Raw genomic sequence first — 21,519 nt, forward strand, 5'->3', positions numbered from 1 at the left:
CCTAAACGGGACGACCTCGGGATGCCCCCCTCCGTCGCTCAGCCACAATTACCGAACGCCCTTGCACACACAACAAGAGAACGCTCCGAAACGGGCCGATGAAGCGTGTTTTCCAACGGGTGTTGCACAAATAGCACGCAGATGTGATCAAACTGCCCTCGCAAGGCTTTGTTTTCATTTGTGTTTTTTTGGAGGGTTCCACCCGCCATCAAAGTTCCCCACATGAGGCGCCCAGCCGGGCCCTCGGCCGGGAGGGCTTTGACGACCTCGAATCGCGGAATCAGAAACGAGACTCAATGAGGGGTCTCGCCCGCCTCCGCGGCACCCAGTCTGACGCAAGCTGGGCCACCTGCTGGCGCCTGAGACGGCCGGCAGACACTCTTTATGGAGGCGGGATCATTGGAAGCGGGCCGTCAGCTGGGCGAGCCGAGACGCGGGCAGCCAAGTCTCTATAGCCCTTACTCGCGAGCCATTGAATTTCCTAGCAAATCGGCTTCCGACGTGAGCAAGGACGTTTCCATGCGGGGAACACCCTTGCAATATGCCAGAGGTCAAGCTTCGCGTCCGCTCTCGCAGAGCCACACTCTCGCCGCGACAACAGCCGCCCTGTGGCGAAGATCACTGGGAATATTCGAGCGAAAACACACGCTTCTAAATTGACCGGCCCAAGTAATTAGAGGCATAAGGCTCGCACCGGAGAGGTGGCCGAGTGGCTGAAGGCAACGCTTTGCTAAAGCGTCATACGGTCTCAAGCTGTATCGAGGGTTCGAATCCCTCCCTCTCCGCCACCCAGCAGCAGACTCAATCACCGCGTTCTTTCACTTGGAAGCGATCGTGAAGCCGGCCCACGGACGAGCACGGGGCGTTCAGCCCGATTCGCGTGCTCCTTATATATGTGTGCGCGCACCTAGAGACCGGATCGCCATATCCGCCAATGCGAGGGCGATATCAGCACAGCCTCGCCGGCCCAGACGTTGAACCAGACGCCGCCCTTGCGCCGGCACGGAAAGGACCAGGCCTTGATTCCCGTCTTGTGAAGACATCCGAGTTCCAGGTCGCACTCGTCGGGAGCGATCTGAATCGGAAGCCATCGTCCATTCGTGTTTTGGTCGCCCATGCCGTCGGGTCTTATGCGGCGGCACGACGAGCAAAATTGATTCAGCGCAACCGGGCCCACCCGTGCAAACACGGATCAGAGGCCGTTCTCATCTCAGTGCGCGGAGACCCAGGCCCTCGCCTCGCGCTGGGCGATGGAGATCTCGGCATCCGACATCTGCCCGGCGACTTCCTGGCGCAGCGCCACCGCGTCCTTGCGGCCCTTCAACGCCGCGAGGTTGAACCATTTGTGCGCGGCGACGAGATCGACGATCCCGGAGCGACCGCTCGCCCAATAGATCCCGCGCTCGAACAGCACGTCCGACAGCGCGCTCGCGTCGATCGGCGTCGCCGTCTCCAGATCGAAAGTACCCTGAAACATCACGCATCCCCTTTTATTCTTGTGCCGTCCCGCTCCACCGAGCGCGGCTCCCGTCCAAATAGCTGTTCAACTCTTCCCCGAGTCTTCTTGCCCATGCCGTTTGCCGGCTTGTTGGAGGCGATGATGGCGGGCAAATTTGAATGGCAGTTTAAGTATCGCGATGAAGCAGACGTAAACGCGAGCGCGCGACTTGCGTACGGGAAATTCAAAAAGTCCCTGATTTGCAGGCACTTCTGCAATTCGTCAGATTCGGTTTACCCTGGGATTTTGGGAGATCGATAACCATCGCGCGCGGTGGCGCGTGCTACGGCTCCAATTCATGGAGCGGCGCGCCGTCGTGGCCGCCCCCCCTGTCATTCCCCGCGCAGGCGGGGAATCCAGTACGCTGCGGCCCATCGTTTCAACCACGACCGTCTCGGCGTACTGGATCGCCCGGTCGGAGCCGGGCGATGACACCGCGCCTGGAGAAGCGGCACGCAGACGGCGTGCAATCATGCACGGCCCTCGCCTACCTCAAGGCAGCGCGGCCACGTCGCAGTCCGATCAGCGATGTCGGGGGGAAAGGAATGCCGGCAATACCCCGGCGTCAGGAGAACGAGGGCGTCGGCGAACACGTCAGGACCAGATTCCACGCAAGCCCGAAGGCCGCTTGTGAAATTGCGGAGCTCCTTTTCGGAGGACCGCACCGAACGAAGAAAACTCGTTTCTTCTGCCGGACCGCGAAAGAGAACGGTCCGACCGTTGACCTGATGTCTCGCCGACACCCTCTATCGTCGACCAGAACCCTCTAGGAGGCGCTGATGACGTGCCGGCTATCTGGAGCCGGCAACTTCAGAAGCGAAGTTACTTCTTCTTCTTCGCGACCTTGCGGGTCTTCTTCGCAGTCTTCTTCACTGCGCTCTTCGCCTTCTTCGCCTTCGCCTTCTTCGCTTTCTTGGCCATGTTGCCCTCCGATGTGTGAGATGGCTTTAATCGCTGCGTGCACTCGGGGATCGAATGCACTTCATCCCGAATACACCAACACGAAGAAAAAAACAGCGTCTCGCTTAAAGAAGTGTTGACGGCGCAACGCGCGTGCGCTTGTCGAGCGCGACGCAAGCGCACCGCACGAGGTGTGGCTGCGATCACGGAGAACAGGCGCAGCGTCGACGTTCGCGACTGATGCGATTGCAGAAAAACACTATGCAGCAAGTATTTTTCTGCACGTGCGCATCGCGCGCGACCGACGCGATGATGTGCGTCGCCATTCCCCCGATTGTCTCGCAGAGGCACTTCGCGGACTCTGAGTCGTGAATTTTGGCAACGAAAATATTTTCATCCTTAACGGCGCGAACGCTCGTCTGAGCGTGTGCAAGCCGCCGTTTTGCGCGAATCGCGTGACGGCGATTCGGTCGCCGCGGCACTGTCGATCGGGATGAAGTTTGCTTCCGAGGATGCGCGCGTGCGTCGCACCGAGAACCGAAAGCGAGGCGACGAAACGTGTCCGTCACCTCGCTCGAGCGCGTGAGGCTAGAGGCCGAGCTTGGACTTGAGCAGGTCGTTGACGCTCTGCGGGTTGGCCTTGCCGCCGGACGCCTTCATCACCTGGCCGACGAACCAGCCGAGCGACTGCGGCTTGTCCTTCACCTGCGCGGCCTTGTCGGGATTGGCAGCGATGATGTCGTCGACAACCTTTTCGATCGCCGAAAGATCCGTCACCTGCTTCATGCCGCGGCTTTCCACCAGCGCGCGGGGATCGCCGCCTTCCTGCCAGACGATCTCGAACAGATCCTTGGCGATCTTGCCGGAGATCGTGCCCTCGCCGATCAGGTCGATGATCGCTGCCAGCTGCTCCGCATTGACCGGAGAGCCCGTAATATCCCGTCCTTCCTTGTTGAGACGGCCGAACAGCTCGTTGATCACCCAGTTCGCCGCCAGCTTGCCGTCTCGGGCGCGATTGGCGAGCTTGTCGAGCACCGTCTCGTAGAACACCGCGCTCTCGCGCTCGGCGACCAGCACGCTCGCGTCGTAAGCCGACAGGCCGAAATCGGCGACGAAGCGCGTCTTCTTCTGATCCGGCAGCTCCGGCAGCTTCGCCTTCAACGCGTTGACGAATTCCTGGCTGAACTCCAGCGGCAGCAGGTCGGGATCGGGGAAGTAGCGGTAGTCGTGCGCCTCTTCCTTGGACCGCATCGAGCGCGTCTCGCCCTTGTTGGGGTCGTAGAGCCGCGTCTCCTGCTCGATCTGGCCGCCCTCCTCGAGGATTTCGATCTGGCGCCGCGCCTCGTACTCGATCGCCTGGCCGATGAAGGTGATCGAGTTCATGTTCTTGATCTCGCAGCGGGTGCCGAGCGGCCCACCCGGCTTGCGCACCGAGACGTTGACGTCGGCGCGCAAGGATCCCTTCTCCATGTCGCCATCGCAGGTGCCGAGATAGCGCAGGATCGAGCGCAGCTTGGTCACATAGGCCTTGGCCTGCTCGGCGTCGCGGATGTCCGGTTTTGACACGATCTCCATCAGCGCCACGCCGCAGCGGTTGAGATCGACATTGGACATGGTCGGCGACCGGTCGTGCAGCAGCTTGCCGGCGTCCTGCTCCAGATGCAGCCGCTCGATGCCGATGGTAACGCTGCGGCCGCCGTCGAGCTCGACCAGCACCTCGCCCTCGCCCACGACCGGCGACTTGTACTGGCTGATCTGGTAGCCCTGCGGCGAGTCCGGATAGAAATAGTTCTTGCGGTCGAACACCGAACGCAGATTGATCTTCGCGTTGAGACCGAGCCCGGTCCGGACAGCCTGCCTGACGCATTCCTCGTTGATGACGGGCAGCATGCCCGGCATCGCCGCATCGACCAGGGACACGTGCGTGTTCGGCTCGCCGCCGAATTCCGTGGAGGCGCCGGAGAACAGCTTCGCGTTCGAGGTCACCTGGGCGTGGATCTCCATGCCGATGACCATCTCCCAGTCACCCGTGGCGCCCTTGAGAAGCTTGTGCGTGGCCGTGCTCATGTCCTGCTCCCGAGCAGCGTGGCAGCGATCCGCTCCCACTCTGCCTCCAATGAATCCTTTGCCGTGGGCTGGCCAGCCTGGCGGTACCAGTAGCCGGCATTGCCGAGATCGCCTTCGACGCGGTGCAAGTAAGCGTGCACCCAGGCGGCGTCACGGCCGTTGTCGTCCTGAACGATCTTGTGCGCGCGGTCCCAGTCCCCCTTCGCGGCCCACCAGAGACCCGCGAGCGGCGCGCTCAGGTCCGGCGCGGGCGCCGCGCTGCCGAGGCTCGCGATGAAATCAGCGACATTCACCACCACCTCGCGGGCGTGAAGCGGCCGGCGGCCTGCTCGATCACCTCGCCGAGCGAGAACAGCGTCTCCTCGTCGAACGGACGGCCGATCAATTGCAAGCCGAGCGGCAGGCCCTGCGCGTCCTTGCCGGCGGGCACGGCGATGCCCGGAAGGCCTGCCATGTTCACCGTCACGGTGAAGATGTCGTTGAGGTACATCTCGACCGGATCGGCGCCGCCCTTCTCGCCGATGCCGAAGGCGGCCGACGGCGTCGCGGGGGTGAGGATCGCATCGACGCCCTTCGCGAAGCAGTCCTCGAAGTCCTTCTTGATCAGCGTCCGCACTTTTTGCGCGCGCAGATAATAGGCGTCGTAATAGCCGGCCGAGAGCACATAGGTGCCGATCATGACCCGGCGTTTCACCTCGGCGCCAAAGCCCGACGCGCGGGTATTCTCGTAGAGTTCGATGATGTTCTTGGCCGGCTCGCGCAGGCCGTACCGCACGCCGTCATAGCGCGCGAGGTTGGAGGAGGCCTCCGCCGGCGCCACGATGTAGTAGGCCGGCAGCGCATATTTGGTGTGCGGCAGCGAGACTTCGACCAGCTCGGCGCCAGCCGCCTTCAGCCACGCCGCGCCCTCGCTCCAGAGTTTCTCGATCTCGGCCGGCATGCCGTCGAGACGATACTCCCTGGGGATCCCGATCTTCATGCCCTTCACCGACTTGCCGATCGCGGCCTCGTAGTCCGGCACGGGAATGTCGACCGAGGTCGTGTCCTTGGGGTCATGACCGGCCATCGAGCGCAGCAGCATCGCGGCATCGCGCACGCTGCGCGCGATCGGACCGGCCTGGTCGAGCGACGACGCAAAGGCGACGATGCCCCAGCGCGAGCAGCGGCCATAGGTCGGCTTGATGCCGACGGTGGCGGTGAACGCCGCCGGCTGGCGGATCGAGCCGCCGGTATCGGTCGCGGTCGCGCCCATGCACAGCAGCGCGGCCACGGCCGAGGCCGAGCCGCCGGACGAGCCGCCCGGCACCAGCGTGGTGTTGCTGCCGTCGCGCCGCCAGGGATTGCCGACGGGGCCGAAGCAGGAGGTCTCGTTCGACGACCCCATCGCGAACTCGTCGTTGTTGAGCTTGCCGAGCATCACCGCGCCGTCCCGCCAGAGCTGCGAGGTGACGGTGGACTCATATGTCGGCACGAAATTGCCGAGGATCTTCGAGCACGCCGTCGTGCGCACGCCCTTGGTCGCGAACAGGTCCTTGATGCCGAGCGGGATGCCCGCGAGCGGGCCCGCATCGCCCTTGGCGATCCTGCCGTCCGCCTCGCGCGCCATCGCGCGCGCCTGGTCGGGCGTCTCCATCACGAAGGCATTGAGCACGCGCGCGGCCTCGATCGCGGAAAGATGCGCGTCGGTCAGCTCAAGCGACGTGAAAGTCTTGTCGGCGAGACCCTTGCGGGCCTCGGCGAGCGTCAGCGATGTCAAATCGGTCATTTATTGATCGGGCTGCAGAAGAACGGAGACAGGGTCTTGTCGTTGGCCGGGTCGTCTTTTTTGGCGGCGGCTTTCGCAGCGGCCTCGATCTCGTCGAGCACGGCACTGACGGCGACATTGGGGTCGGCAGCCTTGCCCTGCCGCTCCATCTTGTCGAGATAATTCATGTAGGCCTGATAGGCCTTCTCATCGTCGCAAAGCAGACACATCGGACTACGCCCTAAGACTCTTTGTTTGACGCGTTATCTTCACGCGAACCGGCTTCCGCTTCGCTCGAAAACGCCATGCTACTCGACGACCTTCGGCACCAGGAAGAAGTGGCCTTCGGTCGCGGGCGCGTTGGCAACGATATCGTCGGCGATCTCGCCATCATTGACCACGTCCTGCCGCTTCTTCATCTGCATCGGGGTGACCGAGGTCATCGGCTCCACGCCCTCGACATTGACCTCCGAGAGCTGCTCGACGAAAGCGAGCATGGCGTTGAGCTCGCCCTGCAGATGCGGAACCTCGTCCTCGGAAACCGCAATGCGCGCCAGATGCGCGATGCGGCGGACGGTAGCAGCGTCGACGGACATTATATAAGGCCTCTCACGGCAAAACCCATGTGCCGTATAGCAGAGGCCGCTTTTGCGCCGCAACCGGCGCTAGCGCATGATCCGGAAAAGTGTGAAGCGGTTTTCCGAAAAGATCATGCGCAAACAAGAACCTGGAGGCTTATCCGGCCAGCGCTTTCAGGCGAGCCAAGGCCGATTTGGCCAGATCGCGGGTCAACTCGGCGGCGCCGACCTCGCGGCCTAGCGCAACGGCCTGTCCCGCCCAGAGGTTGGTGAAATCCACCCTGCCCTGCTTTTCGGCCGCGGCCTTCAGCGGCCCCAGCGCGGTCGCGGCATGGGGAAACGGCGGCGCATCCGGCGAGACCGGGCCGACCTCGCGCATCAGGCGGTTCTGGACGCCGCGCGCCGGACGGCCCGTCATGACATTGGTGATGACGGTAGAATCGTCCCGGGCTTCAGCGAGCGCCTTGCGGCCGCCCGCGCTGAGCCTGGATTCCGGACAGCGCAGATAAGCGCTGCCGATCTGCACGCCGGATGCGCCGAGCGCGAAGGCCGCGGCGATGCCGCGTCCATCGGCGATGCCGCCCGCCGCGATCACCGGCACCTTCACGGCATCGGCAACCTGCGGCACCAGCGCAAAAGTGCCGGGCTGTTCTGCGATCCTGTCCGTCAGGAACATGCCGCGATGACCGCCCGCCTCGGCGCCCTGCGCGATCACGGCGTCGACGCCACGCTCTTCCAGCCAGAGCGCTTCCTTCACCGTCGTGGCGGATGCGATGACGAGGCAGCCGGCCGCCTTGACCCGCCCGAGCAGCGCCTGCTCCGGCAGGCCGAAATGGAAGCTGACGACCTCCGGCTTGAGCTCTTCGACGACTTCACAAAAGGCCGCATCGAATGGCGCGCGGTTGGCCGCGGCGATCGGCGCCGCCGGATCCAGACCATGCTCGCCGTAATAGCTCGCAAGCCGCTGCTTCCAGCGCGCTTCCGCCTCAGCCGTGAGCTCGACCGGCGTGTGGCAGAAGAAGTTCATGTTGACCGGCGCCTTCACGCGCTGGCGAATGAGGCCGACCTGCTCGCGCGCTTTCTCGGCCGAGATCATCGCGCAAGGCAGCGAGCCCAGCGCGCCGCCTTGCGCGGCCGCAATCACTAGCTCCGCATCCATCACGCCGGCCATCGGCGCCAGCACGATCGGAAATTCGGTCTTGAACAGATCGATCAGTCGACGGTCAGGCCACATGGTTCTTGCCTCATATTCGCTCTTCCCCTCTCCCCTTGTGGGAGAGGGTGGATCGCCGCGCCAGCGGCGAGACGGGTGAGGGGTATTTCTCCTCAATCACCATGCTAAGTTTGCGGAGAGATACCCCTCATCCGGCGCTTCGCGCCACCTTCTCCCACAAGGGGAGAAGGGAAGGCACCGTTCACCGAATTGCGTCTTCCTTCCAGCAATTGCTCCGCCTCGCCCGCGATCCGCTCGACGATCTCGGCCGCCGGGGGAATATCATGAATCAGCCCGACCGCCTCGCCCGCGATCACGGCCGCGACATCGAAATTGCCGGCCGCTTTCGCCGCGGCATAGTCCACCGCAACTGCGGCGACATTCTGCATCAGCTCGACCTCGCGGCCGATCCAGCGCCGGGCGTGATCATTGATCAGGCACCGCCCGGTGAACGGCGCCGGCCAGACATTGTTGCGCGAGAGATCGAAGATGATGCCGCGCACGGTCGAGCCACTGCTCGCTGCACAGATCCGCCGCTTCGCCTCCTCCGCGCCATCGGCCTCCTGGCTCGCATAGAAGCGCGTGCCGAGCAGCACGCCGCTTGCGCCCAGCATCATCATGGCAGCGAGCCCGCGCCCGTCCGCGATGCCGCCGGCCGCAACCACCGGCACGCGGCCTGCGGCGAGATCGACGATCGCCGGCACGAGATCGATGGTGGTCCGTGAGGCACCATGACCTCCCGCCTCCGTTCCCTGCGCGATCAGGACATCGGCGCCGGCATCGAGCGCCTGTCGCGCCATCGCCTCGTCCTGGACCTGGCAGATCAGGCGTGCGCCGGCGGACTTGATCCTGGGCGCGAACGGCGCGGGATCACCGAACGACAGCATGATCGCCGATGGCTTCACGCCGAGCGCGATGTCGAGAAGCTCGGGCCGCCTGGCGAGGCTCCACGTGATGAAGCCGATGCCGAACGGCGCACGCAGTTCGGCGAGCTTCGCAGTCTCCTGTTCCAGCCACGCTCGCTCGCCATATCCCCCGCCGAGAATTCCGAACCCGCCGGCGCGGCTCACAGCCGCGACCAGGCGGCTGCCGGCGACGACATCCATCGGCGCCAGCAAGATCGGATGCGCGATCTCCAGCAGCGTGGTCAGCGACGTCGTCATCGGCATGGCTTCTCCCCGATCTCTGGACAGCGAGACTAGGCGCGACTAGCATTCTCCAGAAATGAATTGTTGCGAACGCTGCCATCTCGAAAGCGGAACGACGCCATGGAACTCAGCGATCTCCAGACCTTCGCCGTCGTCGCCCGCACGGGCGGCATCACCCGCGCCGCCGAAGAGCTCAACACGGTGCAGTCGAACGTCACCCAGCGCGTGAAGGCGCTGGAGGCGGAGATCGGCACGGCGCTGTTCGAGCGCCACAGCCGCGGCATGACGCTGACGGGTGCCGGCAAGCGCCTTCTCCCCTACGCACAAAGGATGGCGGCGCTGTCGCGCGAAGCCTTGCTCGCCGCACGCGACGATGGCGCGCCGAAAGGACCGCTCGCGATCGGATCGATGGAGACGACGGCGGCCGTGCGCCTGCCGCCGCTGCTCGCCGACTTCCACCGCCGCTTCCCCGCCGTGCGCCTTTCCTTGCGTACCGCGCCGACGGCCGACCTCGTCACCGGCGTGCTTGAAGGCTCGCTCGACGGCGCCTTCGTCGCGGGTCCCATCACGCATGCCGATCTGATCGCGACGAGCGCCTTCCGCGAGGAGCTGGTGCTGGTCAGCGCACGGCGCTGGGCCTCGATGGCCGAGCTGCGCGCGGGAACGCCGGAGTCCGGGCCGACCGCGCTGGTTTTCCGCACCGGCTGCACCTACCGCCAGCGGCTCGAACAAGTGTTCGTCGAGTTCGGCTGGCCGTCTGCCGCGCGCTTCGAGCTCGGCACGCTCGACGGCATGATCGGCTGTGTCGCCGCCGACATGGGCGTAACGTTGCTGCCGCGCGCGGTCGTCGAGCGCAGCGCGATGAATGGCAGCATCGCGATCCACGCGCTGAGCCCGGCGCACGCGCGCGTCGAGACACTGTTCATCCACCGCCGCGCAGGCCATCAAACCAGCGCGCTGAGCGGCTTTGCCGACTGCCTGAAGAAGGACGACGACGTCATCGCGGCCTGACGCGACGCAGCGTTCCACTCCACGAAATTCGTCATAAATCCATCGCGTTTCCACGCTGCCTTCCGCGGCAACGCAGCACATCAAAAAGCTTTGAAGCCCGCGATCATTCTACGTTAGGATGACTGACTGGCCAGCGCAAAACCATAACGAAGCCAAACATCGGCAAGAACATCGGGAGGACTATCGATGCGCAATACGCTCGTGTTGTGCTGTGTCGCTGTGTTGTCGGCGATATCAGGAACTGCAAGCGCACAGGACTGGACCAAATCGAAATGGGGCCCGAACGACGAGATCGGCGCCGCCAACTACATGACGCCCGAGCTCGTGGTGAAGGCGGCATCGCTGGTGAAGACCGGCAAGACCTACGCCCTCGGCATTCCCGTCACGTCGCAGACGCCCGCCTATCCGCCGCGCACCTACAAGATCACGGTGGTGCAGCCGGGACAGGCCGGCATCGCGGGGCTTGGTCCGAACAAGGCCACCTACAACGATGACATCCTCGACAGCTGGGTCGGCATCGGCAGCCAGCTCGACGGGCTCGGCCATCTCGGCGTCGAGCACGTCTATTACAACGGCAACAAGCTCGCCGATTTCGCCGATCCGACCGGGTTGAAGAAGCTCGGCATCGAGAAGGTGCCGCCGATGGTCACCCGCGGCGTCCTGCTCGACATGGCCGCCTATTTCAAGACCGACGTGGTGAAGGAAGGGACCGCCTTCAACGTCAAGGAGATCGAGGAGGCCGCCAAGCAGCAGAACGTCGAGATCCGCCAGGGCGACGTCGTCATCTTTCACACCGGCTGGCTCAGCCTGATGGGTAAGGACGACAAGCGCTATTCGGCCGGCGAGCCCGGCCTCGGCGTCGAGGGTGCAAAATATCTGACTGGCAAGGGTGTCGTCGCGGTCGGTGCCGACACCTGGGGGCTCGAGGTGCTGCCGTTCGAATCCAAGAACGTATTCGAGGTGCACCAGATCCTGCTCGCGATGAACGGGACCTACATCCTCGAAAACATGGATACCGCCGCGCTCGCCCGGGACAAGGGCTATGAATTCCTGTTCGTGCTGGGACAGCCGCGCTGGACCGGCGGCGTGCAGGCGATGATCAACCCGATCGCGATCCGCTGACGCGCGGCCCGCATCGCAAGCGCTCCGGGTGAGGGGCATCAGTGTCTCGATAGAGCACACCGCTCCCCTCACCCGCCCCCGTCCTTGCGCTACTCCGAGGACAAAGCCTAGATCCGAATGTCCTCATAGGATTCGATCCGCCGCGGGCCGACCGAGGTCGCCTCGTGCGAATCCGCATCAGTGAGATTGCCGAAGTCGAGCTTGGTCAATTTCGTCAGGTCCGCGATCGAGACCTGGAAGACGCTGACATCCTCCTCGGACATCCGCTCGAGCAGGTCCGCCTCCTGGATTCGGTCGATCTCCATGACCTGCTTTCGCTGGCTCATCAGGAATGCCGCCGCCTTGAGAGCGTCGTCATCGTCGTTGCGGCGGATCAAGATCTTCCAGAAATACTTCGGAATTTGAACGCCGCCGAAGCTCGGATCCTTGTGCGGCCGGCCGGCCGGATTGGGCAGATCGGATTCCTGGGCATCCGGCCCATCGAACACCGGGCCGTTCATGACGATGCCCTTCTCCTCACCTTCGAGCAGGACATCGCGCGTGTAATCCTCCAGTCCTGCCCAGAGCTGCTTGCCCTGGTTGAACGAGAAGAACTGCGGCGAGCAGTTGGTGAAATGGAAGGAATCGTCGCCATGCTGCTTGGCCGCGGCGACGGTGTCGCCCCAGGTCGCATCGAGGCGGCGCACCAGATGACCGCGGTCGAACGGATTCTTGCTGCGGTCCGCCTCGAAAGTGGCCTGCTTGCGGTAGAACTCGTCGCCGATCTGGGCATCCTCGTCGATGCGCGGATCGCGCAGCCAGGAATCACCTTCACGCTTGCCGACGTCCTGCTGCTTGCCGCCGTCGATATTGACGCAGCTGAAGAAGGCGAGCCTGCGCTCCTTGTTCATGACGACGCTGTAGTTGAAATATTTCAGCTCGGATTGCCTGGAGCGGCCCTTGAGCATCGCGATCCTGGACTTGAGTGCGGCCGGAATCTTCGGCAACGGGACCGAGAACTTGCCGGTGCCCAGAAAATTTGCCTTGTATCCGGGACGCGATTTCAGCGTGCTCTGATCGATATGCACGGCCTCCATCGGCAGGCCGTTCCTCGCACTGATGTGAGGCAACAGGCCGGTCGGCGGCGCAATCAATGGCGTGCCGCCGTTGCGCTTGCCGCCGTCCGTGCCGCCGTTCGGCGTCCGGCCATTGCCATGACCTCCCGCCGGGCTCGGTAGCGGCGCCGTTGGAGCCAGAGGAATCTCCTTCCTGAACATCGGCAGCGGAACGCGGATCGGGACCACCAGAGACGTGCCGTCGACGGATTGCTCGACCCAGACACTGGCGCCGTACGGAGTTGCGTCAACCGGCGGCCGCAAGGCTCGCTCGATCTCGTGCCGGCTCGGCGGGTCCATCTCGTCCAGCACCGGCCTGATCAGAGGGTGAGAGCCGACGGCCACCTTGAGATCGGCGACGATCGCGCTGATCCGGATGCCTTCGTTGGCGATCCAGTCGATCGAGGATTCGTCCATCGACGGCCTCCACACCTTGCCGTCCTTGGTCAGGGTGCGACCCTGCGCATTCTTCCGGGGAACACCGCTGTGGTGCAACGCGACCACCTGCCAGAAGCGGTTGAACGCCGGCGACCCCGACGATCCGGCCGTCGTATCGGTATTGTACCAGAGGAAGTCGCCGACATATTTGAGCAGCTTGTTCTCGCGGACGCAGACCTGCTTCATCTGCCCGCTGGGATGCTGGACGATGGTGAGATACTCGCCCGGGTCTGCCTTGCCGGGCGCGCCACTGAGCGGCAGCCACCCCCAATCCTCGAGTTCCTCGTGGCCTGACAGCGAGGTCGGCGCCACCGCAACGATCGAGAAATCCAGCCGGTCATTGGTGTAGAAGAATCTGCGCGGCTCGAATCCGAACCTCACCGGCACACGCTCCTGTCCCGAAGCGTCCAATTCGTAGTTGAAATCGGCGATCGAATGGGCTGCGTCGGCCGGCCGGCCGAAGACGTGATGGTTCGTCAGCAGCAGGCCGGGCCCGATCAGAAAGCCGGAGCCATAGCCGAGCAGATTAGACTTGAGATCCCTGAGCTGAATACGACAGACCGAGCGCGCGGCGGCGGTCCCCTTGGCGAGATAATTGATGCTGTCGAGATCATTGCCCTGGATGATCCGCTCCAGGCCGATCTCGGCCGTTTGCATGTCGTGCGTCTCGGCCAGAAGCTGACGCTGGCGCAGCCGCATCTTCTCGACGGTCATCTCGATCGGACCGTCGCCCAGTTTTCTGTTCAGGGCATCGGGTGAGAACTCGGCTTGCTTGAATCGCCTTTCTGAGCCCGCGATCAGGCTTGGCTTGATGAGCATCATGACCTCTCAAAATTAAGGGCGAGTATTGGACGTGGTCGGCGCCTGAAAATCTGCGCCAAGGCTGCAGCGCGGACCGGACTGCCGGTCGCTGCCGATCATTCTGAAAATCGGGGCACGCGCCCCGCACTACCTTAGGCCTATATTTCTATCGCTCGGCAACCAGAGCGTCAATCGACGTGCGCTGCCGAGGACGCGACATCATGCCATGGCCTGCGACGTCGCCCGTGTGAGATTCGCCACAAATGATCGTTGCATTTGTGCGTGGCCATTCTCACACGCTTCTTGCTGTCGCCTTCAGGTGCCACCGCCGCAGCGCCACGACGGACCAGATCGCCTCGACCAGCCCGAACGGCCAGGCGCCCTGGAGAAAACCGTAGACCGAGCCGAGCGCGCAGGATGCGGCGAACAGCAGCACGAACCAGTGGCTGCGATCCTCCAGGGCGTAGGTGACCAGCATCGCCGTGACGGCGAACAGGCCGAATAATGTCAGCACGTCCATCTTCCGGGTTCACTCCGCTGCGTAACGCGTGATATGCGCTACGCCATGCCGGCTCTTATCCTGTCCCTCGTCGATGCTGCAACCCACTGGCCCGCGCGCGGCGCGCTGGTCGGGCTCGATCTCGGCACCAAGACCATCGGCGTTGCCGTGTCCGACCCCGATCGTCGGCTCGCGACCGGCGTCGAGACCATCGCCCGCAAGGCGTTCAAGCAGGACGCCGCCCGGCTGCTCGCGATCGCGGCCGAGCGCAAGGTGGTCGGCTTCGTGCTCGGCCTGCCCATCAACATGGACGGCAGCGAGGGCCCGCGCGCGCAATCCACCCGCGCCTTCGCCCGCAATCTCGCAGGACTGACCCAGCTGCCCATCGGTCTCTGGGACGAGCGCCTCTCGACCGCTGCGGTCGAGCGCGAGCTGATCGGCATGGACGTCAGCCGCGCCAAGCGCGCCGAGGTGATCGACGAGCATGCCGCGATCTTCATCCTGCAGGGCGCGCTCGACCGCCTGGCAAATCTGCGCGCGGCGCCGGGGACGGACTGATCCATGCCGGTCGTGGTCGCGGCGCTGCTGCCGGTCTTCATTCTCATCGTGCTCGGTGTCGTGCTGAAGCACAGCCTGATGCGTCTCGACACGCAATGGCACGGGCTGGAGCAACTGACCTATTTCGTGCTGTTTCCGATGCTGCTGATCCAGACCCTGGTGAAGGCCGACCTCTCCAGGGTGCCGGTCGCCGGCGTCGGCGGCGCGCTGCTGCTGTCGGCGCTCGCGATGTCGCTGCTCTGTCTCGCGCTGCGGCCGGCGCTGTCGCGGCTCGGCATCGATGGCCCCGCCTTCACCTCGATCTTCCAGGGCGCAACGCGCTGGCAGACCTTCGTTGCGCTGTCGATCGCCGCCAACATGTTCGGCGATCTCGGGCTGGCGCTCGCCTCCGTGGCCATGGTCGCGATCATCCCGCTGGTCAACGTGTTCAGCGTCTCGGTGCTCGCTCGTTACGCTGCACAGGAGAAGCGATCCCCGCGCGCCATCGTCATGACGGTGATCCGCAATCCACTGATCTGGGCCTGCGCGATCGGCCTTGCCGTCAATCTGATGCACCTGCCGCTGCCGAAAATCTGGCACGAGGTGGCGGACGCGCTGAGCCGGTCCTCGCTCGCCATCGGCCTGCTCGTCACCGGCGCGGGGTTGCATCTGAAAGGCCTGTTGCGTCCCAGCCTGGGCGCAGCCATCGGCGTCGGCCTGAAGCTGGTGCTGATGCCTGCGCTCGCGCTGGGGCTCGCGAGCTGGTTCGGCATCACCGGCAACAGCCTCGCAATCGTCGCGATCTGCGCGGCCGTGCCGACCTCGCCCAGCGCCTATGTGCTGGCCCGCCAGATGGGCGGCGACGCGCCGTTGCTGGCGCAGATCATCACGCTGCAAACGATCCTGGCGGCAATCACGATGCCGATCGCGATCGCGCTGGCGGCCTAACAATTCGAGCGCACCTCTCTCATCTCGTCATTGCGAGGAGCTCTTGCGACGAAGCAATCCAGACCGCCGACACAGCAAGAATCTGGATTGCTTCGCGGAGCTCGCAATGACGGAGTATGAGGCCTAGCTTCCCAGCCACATCGTCAGCACCACCGCGGTCAGATTGTTCAGCGCGTGGAGCACGATGGTGAGCCAGAGCGAGCCGGAGCGATAGCGCATGTAGCCGAACCACAGGCCGATGGCGAGGACTTCGGTGAGGAAGTACAGGTCGTATTGCAGGTGCACGACCGTCCAGATCAGCGACGACAGCAGGATCGCGCCGGGCACGCGCAGGAAGCTCGCCGACCAGCCGCGATAGAGGAAGCCTCGCGCCAGAATCTCTTCCGACATCGGCGCGGCCACGCTGAAGGCGAACAGGAGCAACAGGGCAGCGCCCTTGTCGCGTCCCGATTTCAACAGATCGGTCATGAAGCCCGGCGTCGCCTCGCGCCCCAGCGCGCGCGACATCGTCTCCCACACCAGCACGATCAGGATGAGGCCGACGGCGCCGAACAGCAGCTGCTTCCAGGAAGGCCAATGCAGCGCGAGATAATCGACGAAGGACGCCTTCTTGATGCGAATGGCGATCCAAACCGCACCAAGCGTCGCCGGCAGTCCCATGATGACCGACAGCGCGAGCGTCTGGGGCTCGCGGCCGATGAGCTGGAGCGAAGAGAGGTCCATCGGAAGACCGCGCTGCGCCGCCAGCAGAACGACGGCGCCGATCTGCCCGACGAACATCGCGACGAAGATGAAGACGCCCCACAGCGCCGTGCCCCAGAACATCCAGACACGTGGTGGCGCAGACGTATCGGTCAGCGGCGGATGGTCGGGATTGAGGGAGTCCATCAGGAGGCTTTCGTTAGGTCGCGCAAACTATCGAGCGGTCGTCATGCCCGGGCTTGTCCCGGGCATCCACGTTCTTCGTGCCGCACAGCAAGACGTGGATGGCCGGGACAAGCCCGGCCATGACGAGAGGTTGAGGTGGACACTCCTCACGGCAGCGCCCGTTCCAGCAGCGCGCGCACCTCGCCGCTGTCCAGCTCCACCGCGCCGTACATGCTGGCGTGATTGGCGGAAAGACGCGTACTCGCGAACAATTCGGCATTGTGCGGCGACACGCCGTTGAGCGCCGCAGCCGCGGCAAGCAGCGCCAGCTTCTCGACGGCAAGGCGCGCGACGCGCTCGCCGTCGGCGCGGCGGAAGGTCTTGCCGATGAAGGTGGCCGCCTCCCCGGCCCCCGGCAGGCCCTTGGTCTCGGCCGCCAGCGCTTGCAGCACCGCCATCGCCGCCTCCGGCTCGCGCGAGAGCGCGCGGAGCACGTCGAGGCACATGACGTTGCCCGAGCCTTCCCAGATCGCGTTGACCGGCGACTCCCGATAGTGGCGGGCCAGGATGCCGTCCTCGACATAACCGTTGCCGCCGAGGCACTCCATCGCCTCGTAGAGGAACGGCGGCGCGCTCTTGCAGGTCCAGTATTTGATCGCGGGCGTCAACAGCCGCATATAGGCCGCCTCCGCCGCATCATGCGGCGTGCGGTCGAAGGCGCGGCAGAGCCGCATCACCAGGGCCGTGCTGGCCTCGACATGCAGCGCCATATCCGACAGCACCGCCTGCATTAGGGGCTGATCGGCAAGATGCTTCTGGAACACGCTGCGGTGCCGCGCGTGATGCAGCGCATGTGCGAGCCCCGAGCGCATCAGGCCGACGGACGCAATCGCGCAATCCTGCCGCGTCAGCTGCACCATCTGGATGATGGTGCGGATGCCCTTGCCCTCCTCGCCGACCGCTTCCGCGTAGGCGCCGACGAACTCGACCTCGGACGAGGCATTGGAGCGATTGCCGAGCTTGTCCTTCAGCCGCTGGAACTGGATGGCGTTGACAGAGCCGTCAGGCGCGAAGCGCGGCATGAAGAAGCAGGTCAGCCCGCCATCTGCCTGCGCCAGCACCAGGAACGCATCGCACATCGGCGCTGACATGAACCATTTGTGACCGGTGATGCGATAGCCGTCCCCCTCGCGCACGGCCCGCGTCATGTTGGCGCGCACGTCGGTGCCGCCCTGCTTCTCGGTCATGCCCATGCCGACCGTCATGCCGCGCTTCTGCCACCACGGCGCAAAGGTGGGATCATAGCCCTTCGTCGACAGCACCGGCATCACGCGCGCGAGCAAGTCGGGCTGCATCGCCAGCGCACCCACGGAGGCGCGCGTCATCGTGATCGGGCAGAGATGGCCGGTCTCGACCTGCGCGGCGATGTAGAATTTCGCGGCACGAATGACCTCGGCGGCATCGCCCGCAGGCCGTCCGTCCGCCGTCCAGGTCGAATTGTGCACGCCCGCATGCGCACTGTGCGCCATCAGCTCGTGATAGGCGGGATGAAACTCGACCTGGTCGCGGCGATTGCCCTTGGCATCGAAGCTGCGCAGCTTCGGCGTGTTCTCGTTCGCGAGGCGGCCGCGATCGGCCATCGCCGCAGAGCCCCATTGCTTGCCGAACTCCGACAGCTCCCGCTCCGCCTTGGCCCCGCCATTGGCCCTGACCGCTTCGACCAGCGGAAGGTCCACCGCGAACAGGTCGACCTCCTCGAACGGCGGCGACTGGTTGAAGACCTCGTGGGTCGCAAAGCTCGGCTGGGTCATCAGGTTTCCTCGGCGCGTTCAGTTCCGGCGCGGCTGGATCGGGAAATCATAGGCCGCCCCGCCTGCCCCCGGCAGGGAAAAATGCCACCACTCCTTCGAATAGTTCACAAAGCCTTGCCTGGCCATCGCAGCGACCAGCCGCTTGCGCCAGGTGCGTTGCTCCGGATTGATCGACGTTACAGCGGTATGTCCCTTCACGTCGGTACAGTCGTAGCCTGTGCCCATGTCGACGCTGCCCTCCGGCGCGCGCATCGCGACCGGCGCCGTGCAGTCGGCATAGGTCTTCGACGGGTCGTAGCTGCCCGAATTGTCGGCCTTGAGATCGACCAGCGTGAGATCGAGCGCTGCACCCGTGGAATGCTGCGAGCGGCTCGCAATGTAGCCGAGGCGGAACAGCTCGGTCTTGGGAATGTTCGGGTTGTAGCGCCGCTCGGCCGCGGTCTCATGACCGCTCTGCGACCATTTCACCATGTCGAGCGAGGCCCGCGCCGGCCGATAGCAGTCGAACATTTTCAGCGACAGGTTCTGTGCGGCCAGTTCCTGCTGGACCGCCTTCAGCCGCAGCCCCACCTCGCGCTTCACCACGCATTCGCCGGCGCCGTAGCCGGCGAGCGAACGGCCGACGAAATTGTTCGATGTGGCGTAGCGGATGTCCTGGATGATGCTGGGATCGATGTCGCGCAGATACACGAAGCCGCCGGGGAGAGATTGAGCGTGGGCCGGTGAGATTATGGTTATCGCCATGGCTATGGCCGCAATTGGAATTGACTTCACGAGATGCCTCCGCATCGTCATGGCCGGGCTTGTCCCGGCCATCCACGCCCCTTTTGCGGCGAGCGTGCAAGAACGTGGATGCCCGGGACAAGCCCGGGCATGACGGTGATGAGCCACCATCGACAGATCAGGGGATAACTCCCATCCCACCGTTTGCCCCTTGCTCCCCCCGCCATCCCCCCCTATAGCTCTGCTTTTAATGACATCGAAATCGACCTTCGTCCTCGGCCACCGGCATTTGCTGGGCATCGAGGGCCTTTCTGCCGCCGACATCAGCGGCCTCCTCGACCTGTCCGAAGAATATGTCGAGGTCAACCGCCAGGTAGACAAGAAGCGCACCGTCCTGCGTGGACGGACGCAGGTGAACCTCTTCTTCGAGGCTTCCACCCGGACCCAGTCCTCGTTCGAGCTCGCGGGCAAGCGGCTCGGCGCCGACGTCATGAACATGTCGGTATCCTCGTCCTCGATCCGCAAGGGCGAGACCCTGATCGACACCGCCGTGACGCTGAACGCGATGCACCCGGACATCCTGGTGGTGCGCCATCACGCCTCCGGCGCGGTGGAACTGCTGGCGCGCAAGGTTGACGGTTCCGTGATCAATGCCGGCGACGGCGCGCACGAGCATCCGACGCAGGCGTTGCTCGACGCGCTCACCATCCGCCGCAACAAGGGCCGGCTCGAAGGCCTCGTGGTCGCGATCTGCGGCGACGTGCTGCATTCGCGCGTCGCCCGCTCCAACATCATCCTGCTCAACACCATGGGCGCCCGCGTCCGGGTCGTCGGCCCTTCCACGCTGCTGCCGACCGGCATCGAGCGGATGGGCGTCGAGGTCATGCGCGACATGCGCGAGGGCCTCGAAGGCGCCGACATCGTCATGATGCTGCGGCTGCAGCGCGAGCGCATGAACGGCTCCTTCGTGCCCTCGTCATCGGAATATTTCCATTATTTCGGGCTCGACCAGAAGAAGCTCGCCTACGCCAAGCCGGATGCCCTCGTGATGCATCCAGGTCCGATGAACCGCGGCGTGGAGATCGACTCGATCGTGGCCGACGGCGCCCAGTCCCTGATCCGCGAACAGGTGGAGATGGGCGTCGCCGTGCGCATGGCCGTACTGGAAGCGCTCGCCCGCAACCTGCCGAACGCGTGATGCTGATGTTGACCGATCGCCGCCCCATCCTGCTCGCCAACGCCCGCGTCGTCGATCCCTCCAGGGATTTCGACGGCATCGGCGACGTTCTCATTGCGGACGGCACCATCCGCGAGACCCGCCGCGGCATCGGCGCGGCCGGCGTCCCCGAGGGCACCGACATCGTCAACTGCTCCGGCAAGATCGTGGCGCCGGGCCTGATCGACATGCGCGCCTTCGTCGGCGAGCCCGGCCTCAGCCATCGCGAGACCTTTGCCTCCGCGAGCCAGGCCGCCGCGACGGGCGGCATCACCACCATCATCTGCCAGCCGGCCACCTCTCCCGTCATCGACAATTCGGCAACCGTCGACTTCGTGATGCGCCGCGCCCGCGACACCGCGATCGTCAACATCCAGCCGATGGCGGCGCTGACCAAGGGCATGCACGGCGAGGAGATGACCGAGTTCGGCCTCCTGAAAGCCGCCGGCGCGGTTGCCTTCAGCGACGGCGACAAGAGCGTGACCAACGCCCAGGTCATGCGACGCGCGCTGACCTACGCCCGCGACTTCGACGCGCTGATCGTGCATCACACCGAGGACCCCAACCTCGTCGGCGAAGGCGTGATGAACGAGGGCGAGTTCGCGACCCGGCTCGGCCTGATGGGCATCCCCAATGCCGCCGAAGCCGTGATGCTGGAGCGCGACCTGCGCCTCGTCGCGCTCACCGGCGGCCGCTACCATGCGGCCTCGCTGACCTGCATCGACTCCCTCGACATCCTCCAGCGCGCCCGCGACGCCGGGCTCGCCGTCAGCGCCTCGGTCTCGATCAACCATCTGGCGCTGAACGAGAACGACATCGGCCCCTATCGATCCTTCCTGAAGCTGTCGCCGCCGCTGCGGACCGAGGACGACCGCCGCGCGCTGGTGGCGGCGATCGCCTCCGGCCTCCTCGACGTCATCATGTCCGACCACAATCCGCAGGACGTCGAGGTCAAGCGCCTGCCGTTCGCGGAAGCCGCGCCCGGCGCCATCGGGCTCGAGACCATGCTGCCGGCCGGCCTGCGGCTGGTGCATAATGGCGAGCTGGAGCTGAAGACGCTGATCCGGGCGATGTCGACCCGTCCGGCCGAGCTGCTCGGGCTGCCAGGCGGAACCCTGCGCGCCGGGAGCCCCGCCGACGTCATCGTGATCGATCCCGATACGCCCTGGGTGGTCGATCCCGCCGACCTCAAGTCCCCCTGCAAGAACACCCCGTTCGACGAGGCCCGCTTTACAGGCCGCGTGGTGCGCACCATTGTCGGCGGCCGGACGGTCTACGAGCATGTCTGACATACGCGATCGTTC

At 64.8% G+C, this 21,519-nt stretch carries 19 protein-coding genes and 1 tRNA gene; 7 read left to right on the plus strand and 13 right to left on the minus strand.

Translation table 11 applies throughout. From position 1 onward, the window contains the following. The first annotated feature begins 695 nt into the window (after positions 1-695). Positions 696-788, plus strand: a tRNA-Ser gene (locus tag FJV43_RS00985). 422 nt (positions 789-1,210) lie between these two features. Here FJV43_RS00985 and FJV43_RS00990 read toward each other — a convergent pair. The 8 genes from FJV43_RS00990 to FJV43_RS01025 form a co-directional block, all read right to left on the minus strand. Next, positions 1,211-1,477, minus strand: a complete 267-nt coding sequence (locus tag FJV43_RS00990; protein WP_061877321.1) for a hypothetical protein — start codon at positions 1,475-1,477, stop codon at positions 1,211-1,213. Positions 1,478-2,986: 1,509 nt separating this feature from the next. Continuing rightward, on the minus strand, positions 2,987-4,465 hold the full coding sequence (gene gatB / locus FJV43_RS00995) for an Asp-tRNA(Asn)/Glu-tRNA(Gln) amidotransferase subunit GatB (RefSeq protein WP_239623957.1): 1,479 nt from the start codon (positions 4,463-4,465) through the stop codon (positions 2,987-2,989). Then, entirely contained in the window at positions 4,462-4,764 is a 303-nt protein-coding gene (locus tag FJV43_RS01000; protein ID WP_239623959.1) for a hypothetical protein, read from the minus strand. The genes gatB and FJV43_RS01000 overlap by 4 nt, the downstream gene beginning before the upstream one ends. Further along, positions 4,755-6,230 (minus strand): Asp-tRNA(Asn)/Glu-tRNA(Gln) amidotransferase subunit GatA, encoded by a 1,476-nt coding sequence (gene gatA / locus FJV43_RS01005; protein ID WP_239623960.1) that lies wholly within the window; start codon positions 6,228-6,230, stop codon positions 4,755-4,757. The genes FJV43_RS01000 and gatA overlap by 10 nt, the downstream gene beginning before the upstream one ends. Further along, entirely contained in the window at positions 6,227-6,439 is a 213-nt protein-coding gene (locus FJV43_RS01010) for a hypothetical protein (protein WP_239623962.1), read from the minus strand. The genes gatA and FJV43_RS01010 overlap by 4 nt, the downstream gene beginning before the upstream one ends. A gap of 78 nt (positions 6,440-6,517) precedes the next feature. Next, complete coding sequence (gatC, locus tag FJV43_RS01015; RefSeq protein ID WP_008548395.1) at positions 6,518-6,805, minus strand: Asp-tRNA(Asn)/Glu-tRNA(Gln) amidotransferase subunit GatC; 288 nt, start codon at positions 6,803-6,805, stop codon at positions 6,518-6,520. Between the two features lie 139 nt (positions 6,806-6,944). Then, positions 6,945-8,021 carry a nitronate monooxygenase family protein gene (locus FJV43_RS01020; RefSeq protein ID WP_239623963.1) on the minus strand — a complete coding sequence of 359 codons (1,077 nt, stop codon included), beginning with the start codon at positions 8,019-8,021 and terminating at the stop codon, positions 6,945-6,947. 104 nt (positions 8,022-8,125) lie between these two features. Next, positions 8,126-9,169, minus strand: coding sequence for a nitronate monooxygenase (locus FJV43_RS01025; protein ID WP_239623965.1), 1,044 nt, complete (start codon positions 9,167-9,169; stop codon positions 8,126-8,128). A 99-nt stretch (positions 9,170-9,268) separates the two neighbouring features. Between FJV43_RS01025 and FJV43_RS01030 the strand changes: the two genes are divergently transcribed. After that, positions 9,269-10,159: a LysR family transcriptional regulator gene (locus FJV43_RS01030; RefSeq protein WP_239623966.1), complete on the plus strand. Its 891-nt coding sequence runs from the start codon at positions 9,269-9,271 to the stop codon at positions 10,157-10,159. Positions 10,160-10,345: 186 nt separating this feature from the next. Next, on the plus strand, positions 10,346-11,281 hold the full coding sequence (locus FJV43_RS01035; RefSeq protein WP_239623968.1) for a cyclase family protein: 936 nt from the start codon (positions 10,346-10,348) through the stop codon (positions 11,279-11,281). Between the two features lie 107 nt (positions 11,282-11,388). On the opposite strand, the gene FJV43_RS01040 is transcribed toward FJV43_RS01035, so the two are convergent. Continuing rightward, positions 11,389-13,635, minus strand: coding sequence for a DNA/RNA non-specific endonuclease (locus FJV43_RS01040; protein WP_239623969.1), 2,247 nt, complete (start codon positions 13,633-13,635; stop codon positions 11,389-11,391). Positions 13,636-13,906: 271 nt separating this feature from the next. Then, positions 13,907-14,134: a hypothetical protein gene (locus FJV43_RS01045; RefSeq protein ID WP_239623971.1), complete on the minus strand. Its 228-nt coding sequence runs from the start codon at positions 14,132-14,134 to the stop codon at positions 13,907-13,909. 45 nt (positions 14,135-14,179) lie between these two features. Here FJV43_RS01045 and ruvX point away from each other — a divergent pair, with 45 nt between their 5' ends. Continuing rightward, positions 14,180-14,671 (plus strand): Holliday junction resolvase RuvX, encoded by a 492-nt coding sequence (ruvX, locus tag FJV43_RS01050; RefSeq protein WP_239623973.1) that lies wholly within the window; start codon positions 14,180-14,182, stop codon positions 14,669-14,671. A gap of 3 nt (positions 14,672-14,674) precedes the next feature. Next, complete coding sequence (locus tag FJV43_RS01055) at positions 14,675-15,598, plus strand: AEC family transporter (RefSeq protein ID WP_239623975.1); 924 nt, start codon at positions 14,675-14,677, stop codon at positions 15,596-15,598. Positions 15,599-15,721: 123 nt separating this feature from the next. Here the strand turns inward: FJV43_RS01055 and FJV43_RS01060 are convergent, their stop codons facing one another. The 3 genes from FJV43_RS01060 to FJV43_RS01070 all read right to left on the minus strand — a co-directional run bounded on the left by FJV43_RS01060 (position 15,722) and on the right by FJV43_RS01070 (position 19,020). Then, positions 15,722-16,486, minus strand: a complete 765-nt coding sequence (locus FJV43_RS01060; protein ID WP_239623977.1) for a type II CAAX endopeptidase family protein — start codon at positions 16,484-16,486, stop codon at positions 15,722-15,724. Between the two features lie 146 nt (positions 16,487-16,632). After that, positions 16,633-18,276, minus strand: coding sequence for an isovaleryl-CoA dehydrogenase (locus tag FJV43_RS01065; RefSeq protein WP_239623979.1), 1,644 nt, complete (start codon positions 18,274-18,276; stop codon positions 16,633-16,635). Between the two features lie 18 nt (positions 18,277-18,294). Continuing rightward, the gene (locus FJV43_RS01070) at positions 18,295-19,020 is read right to left on the minus strand and encodes a M15 family metallopeptidase (RefSeq protein ID WP_239623980.1); all 726 of its coding nucleotides are present in this window, start codon (positions 19,018-19,020) and stop codon (positions 18,295-18,297) included. Between the two features lie 229 nt (positions 19,021-19,249). Here FJV43_RS01070 and FJV43_RS01075 point away from each other — a divergent pair, with 229 nt between their 5' ends. Together FJV43_RS01075 and FJV43_RS01080 are read left to right on the plus strand one after the other, a co-directional pair. Continuing rightward, positions 19,250-20,197 carry an aspartate carbamoyltransferase catalytic subunit gene (locus FJV43_RS01075; protein WP_239623982.1) on the plus strand — a complete coding sequence of 316 codons (948 nt, stop codon included), beginning with the start codon at positions 19,250-19,252 and terminating at the stop codon, positions 20,195-20,197. Positions 20,198-20,202: 5 nt separating this feature from the next. Further along, a complete protein-coding gene (locus FJV43_RS01080; RefSeq protein WP_239629802.1) occupies positions 20,203-21,504 on the plus strand; it encodes a dihydroorotase in 1,302 nt (433 codons plus the stop codon). Positions 21,505-21,519: the final 15 nt, after the last annotated feature.

The organism is Bradyrhizobium sp. I71, from assembly GCF_022354745.1.
Lineage (GTDB): Bacteria > Pseudomonadota > Alphaproteobacteria > Rhizobiales > Xanthobacteraceae > Bradyrhizobium > Bradyrhizobium liaoningense.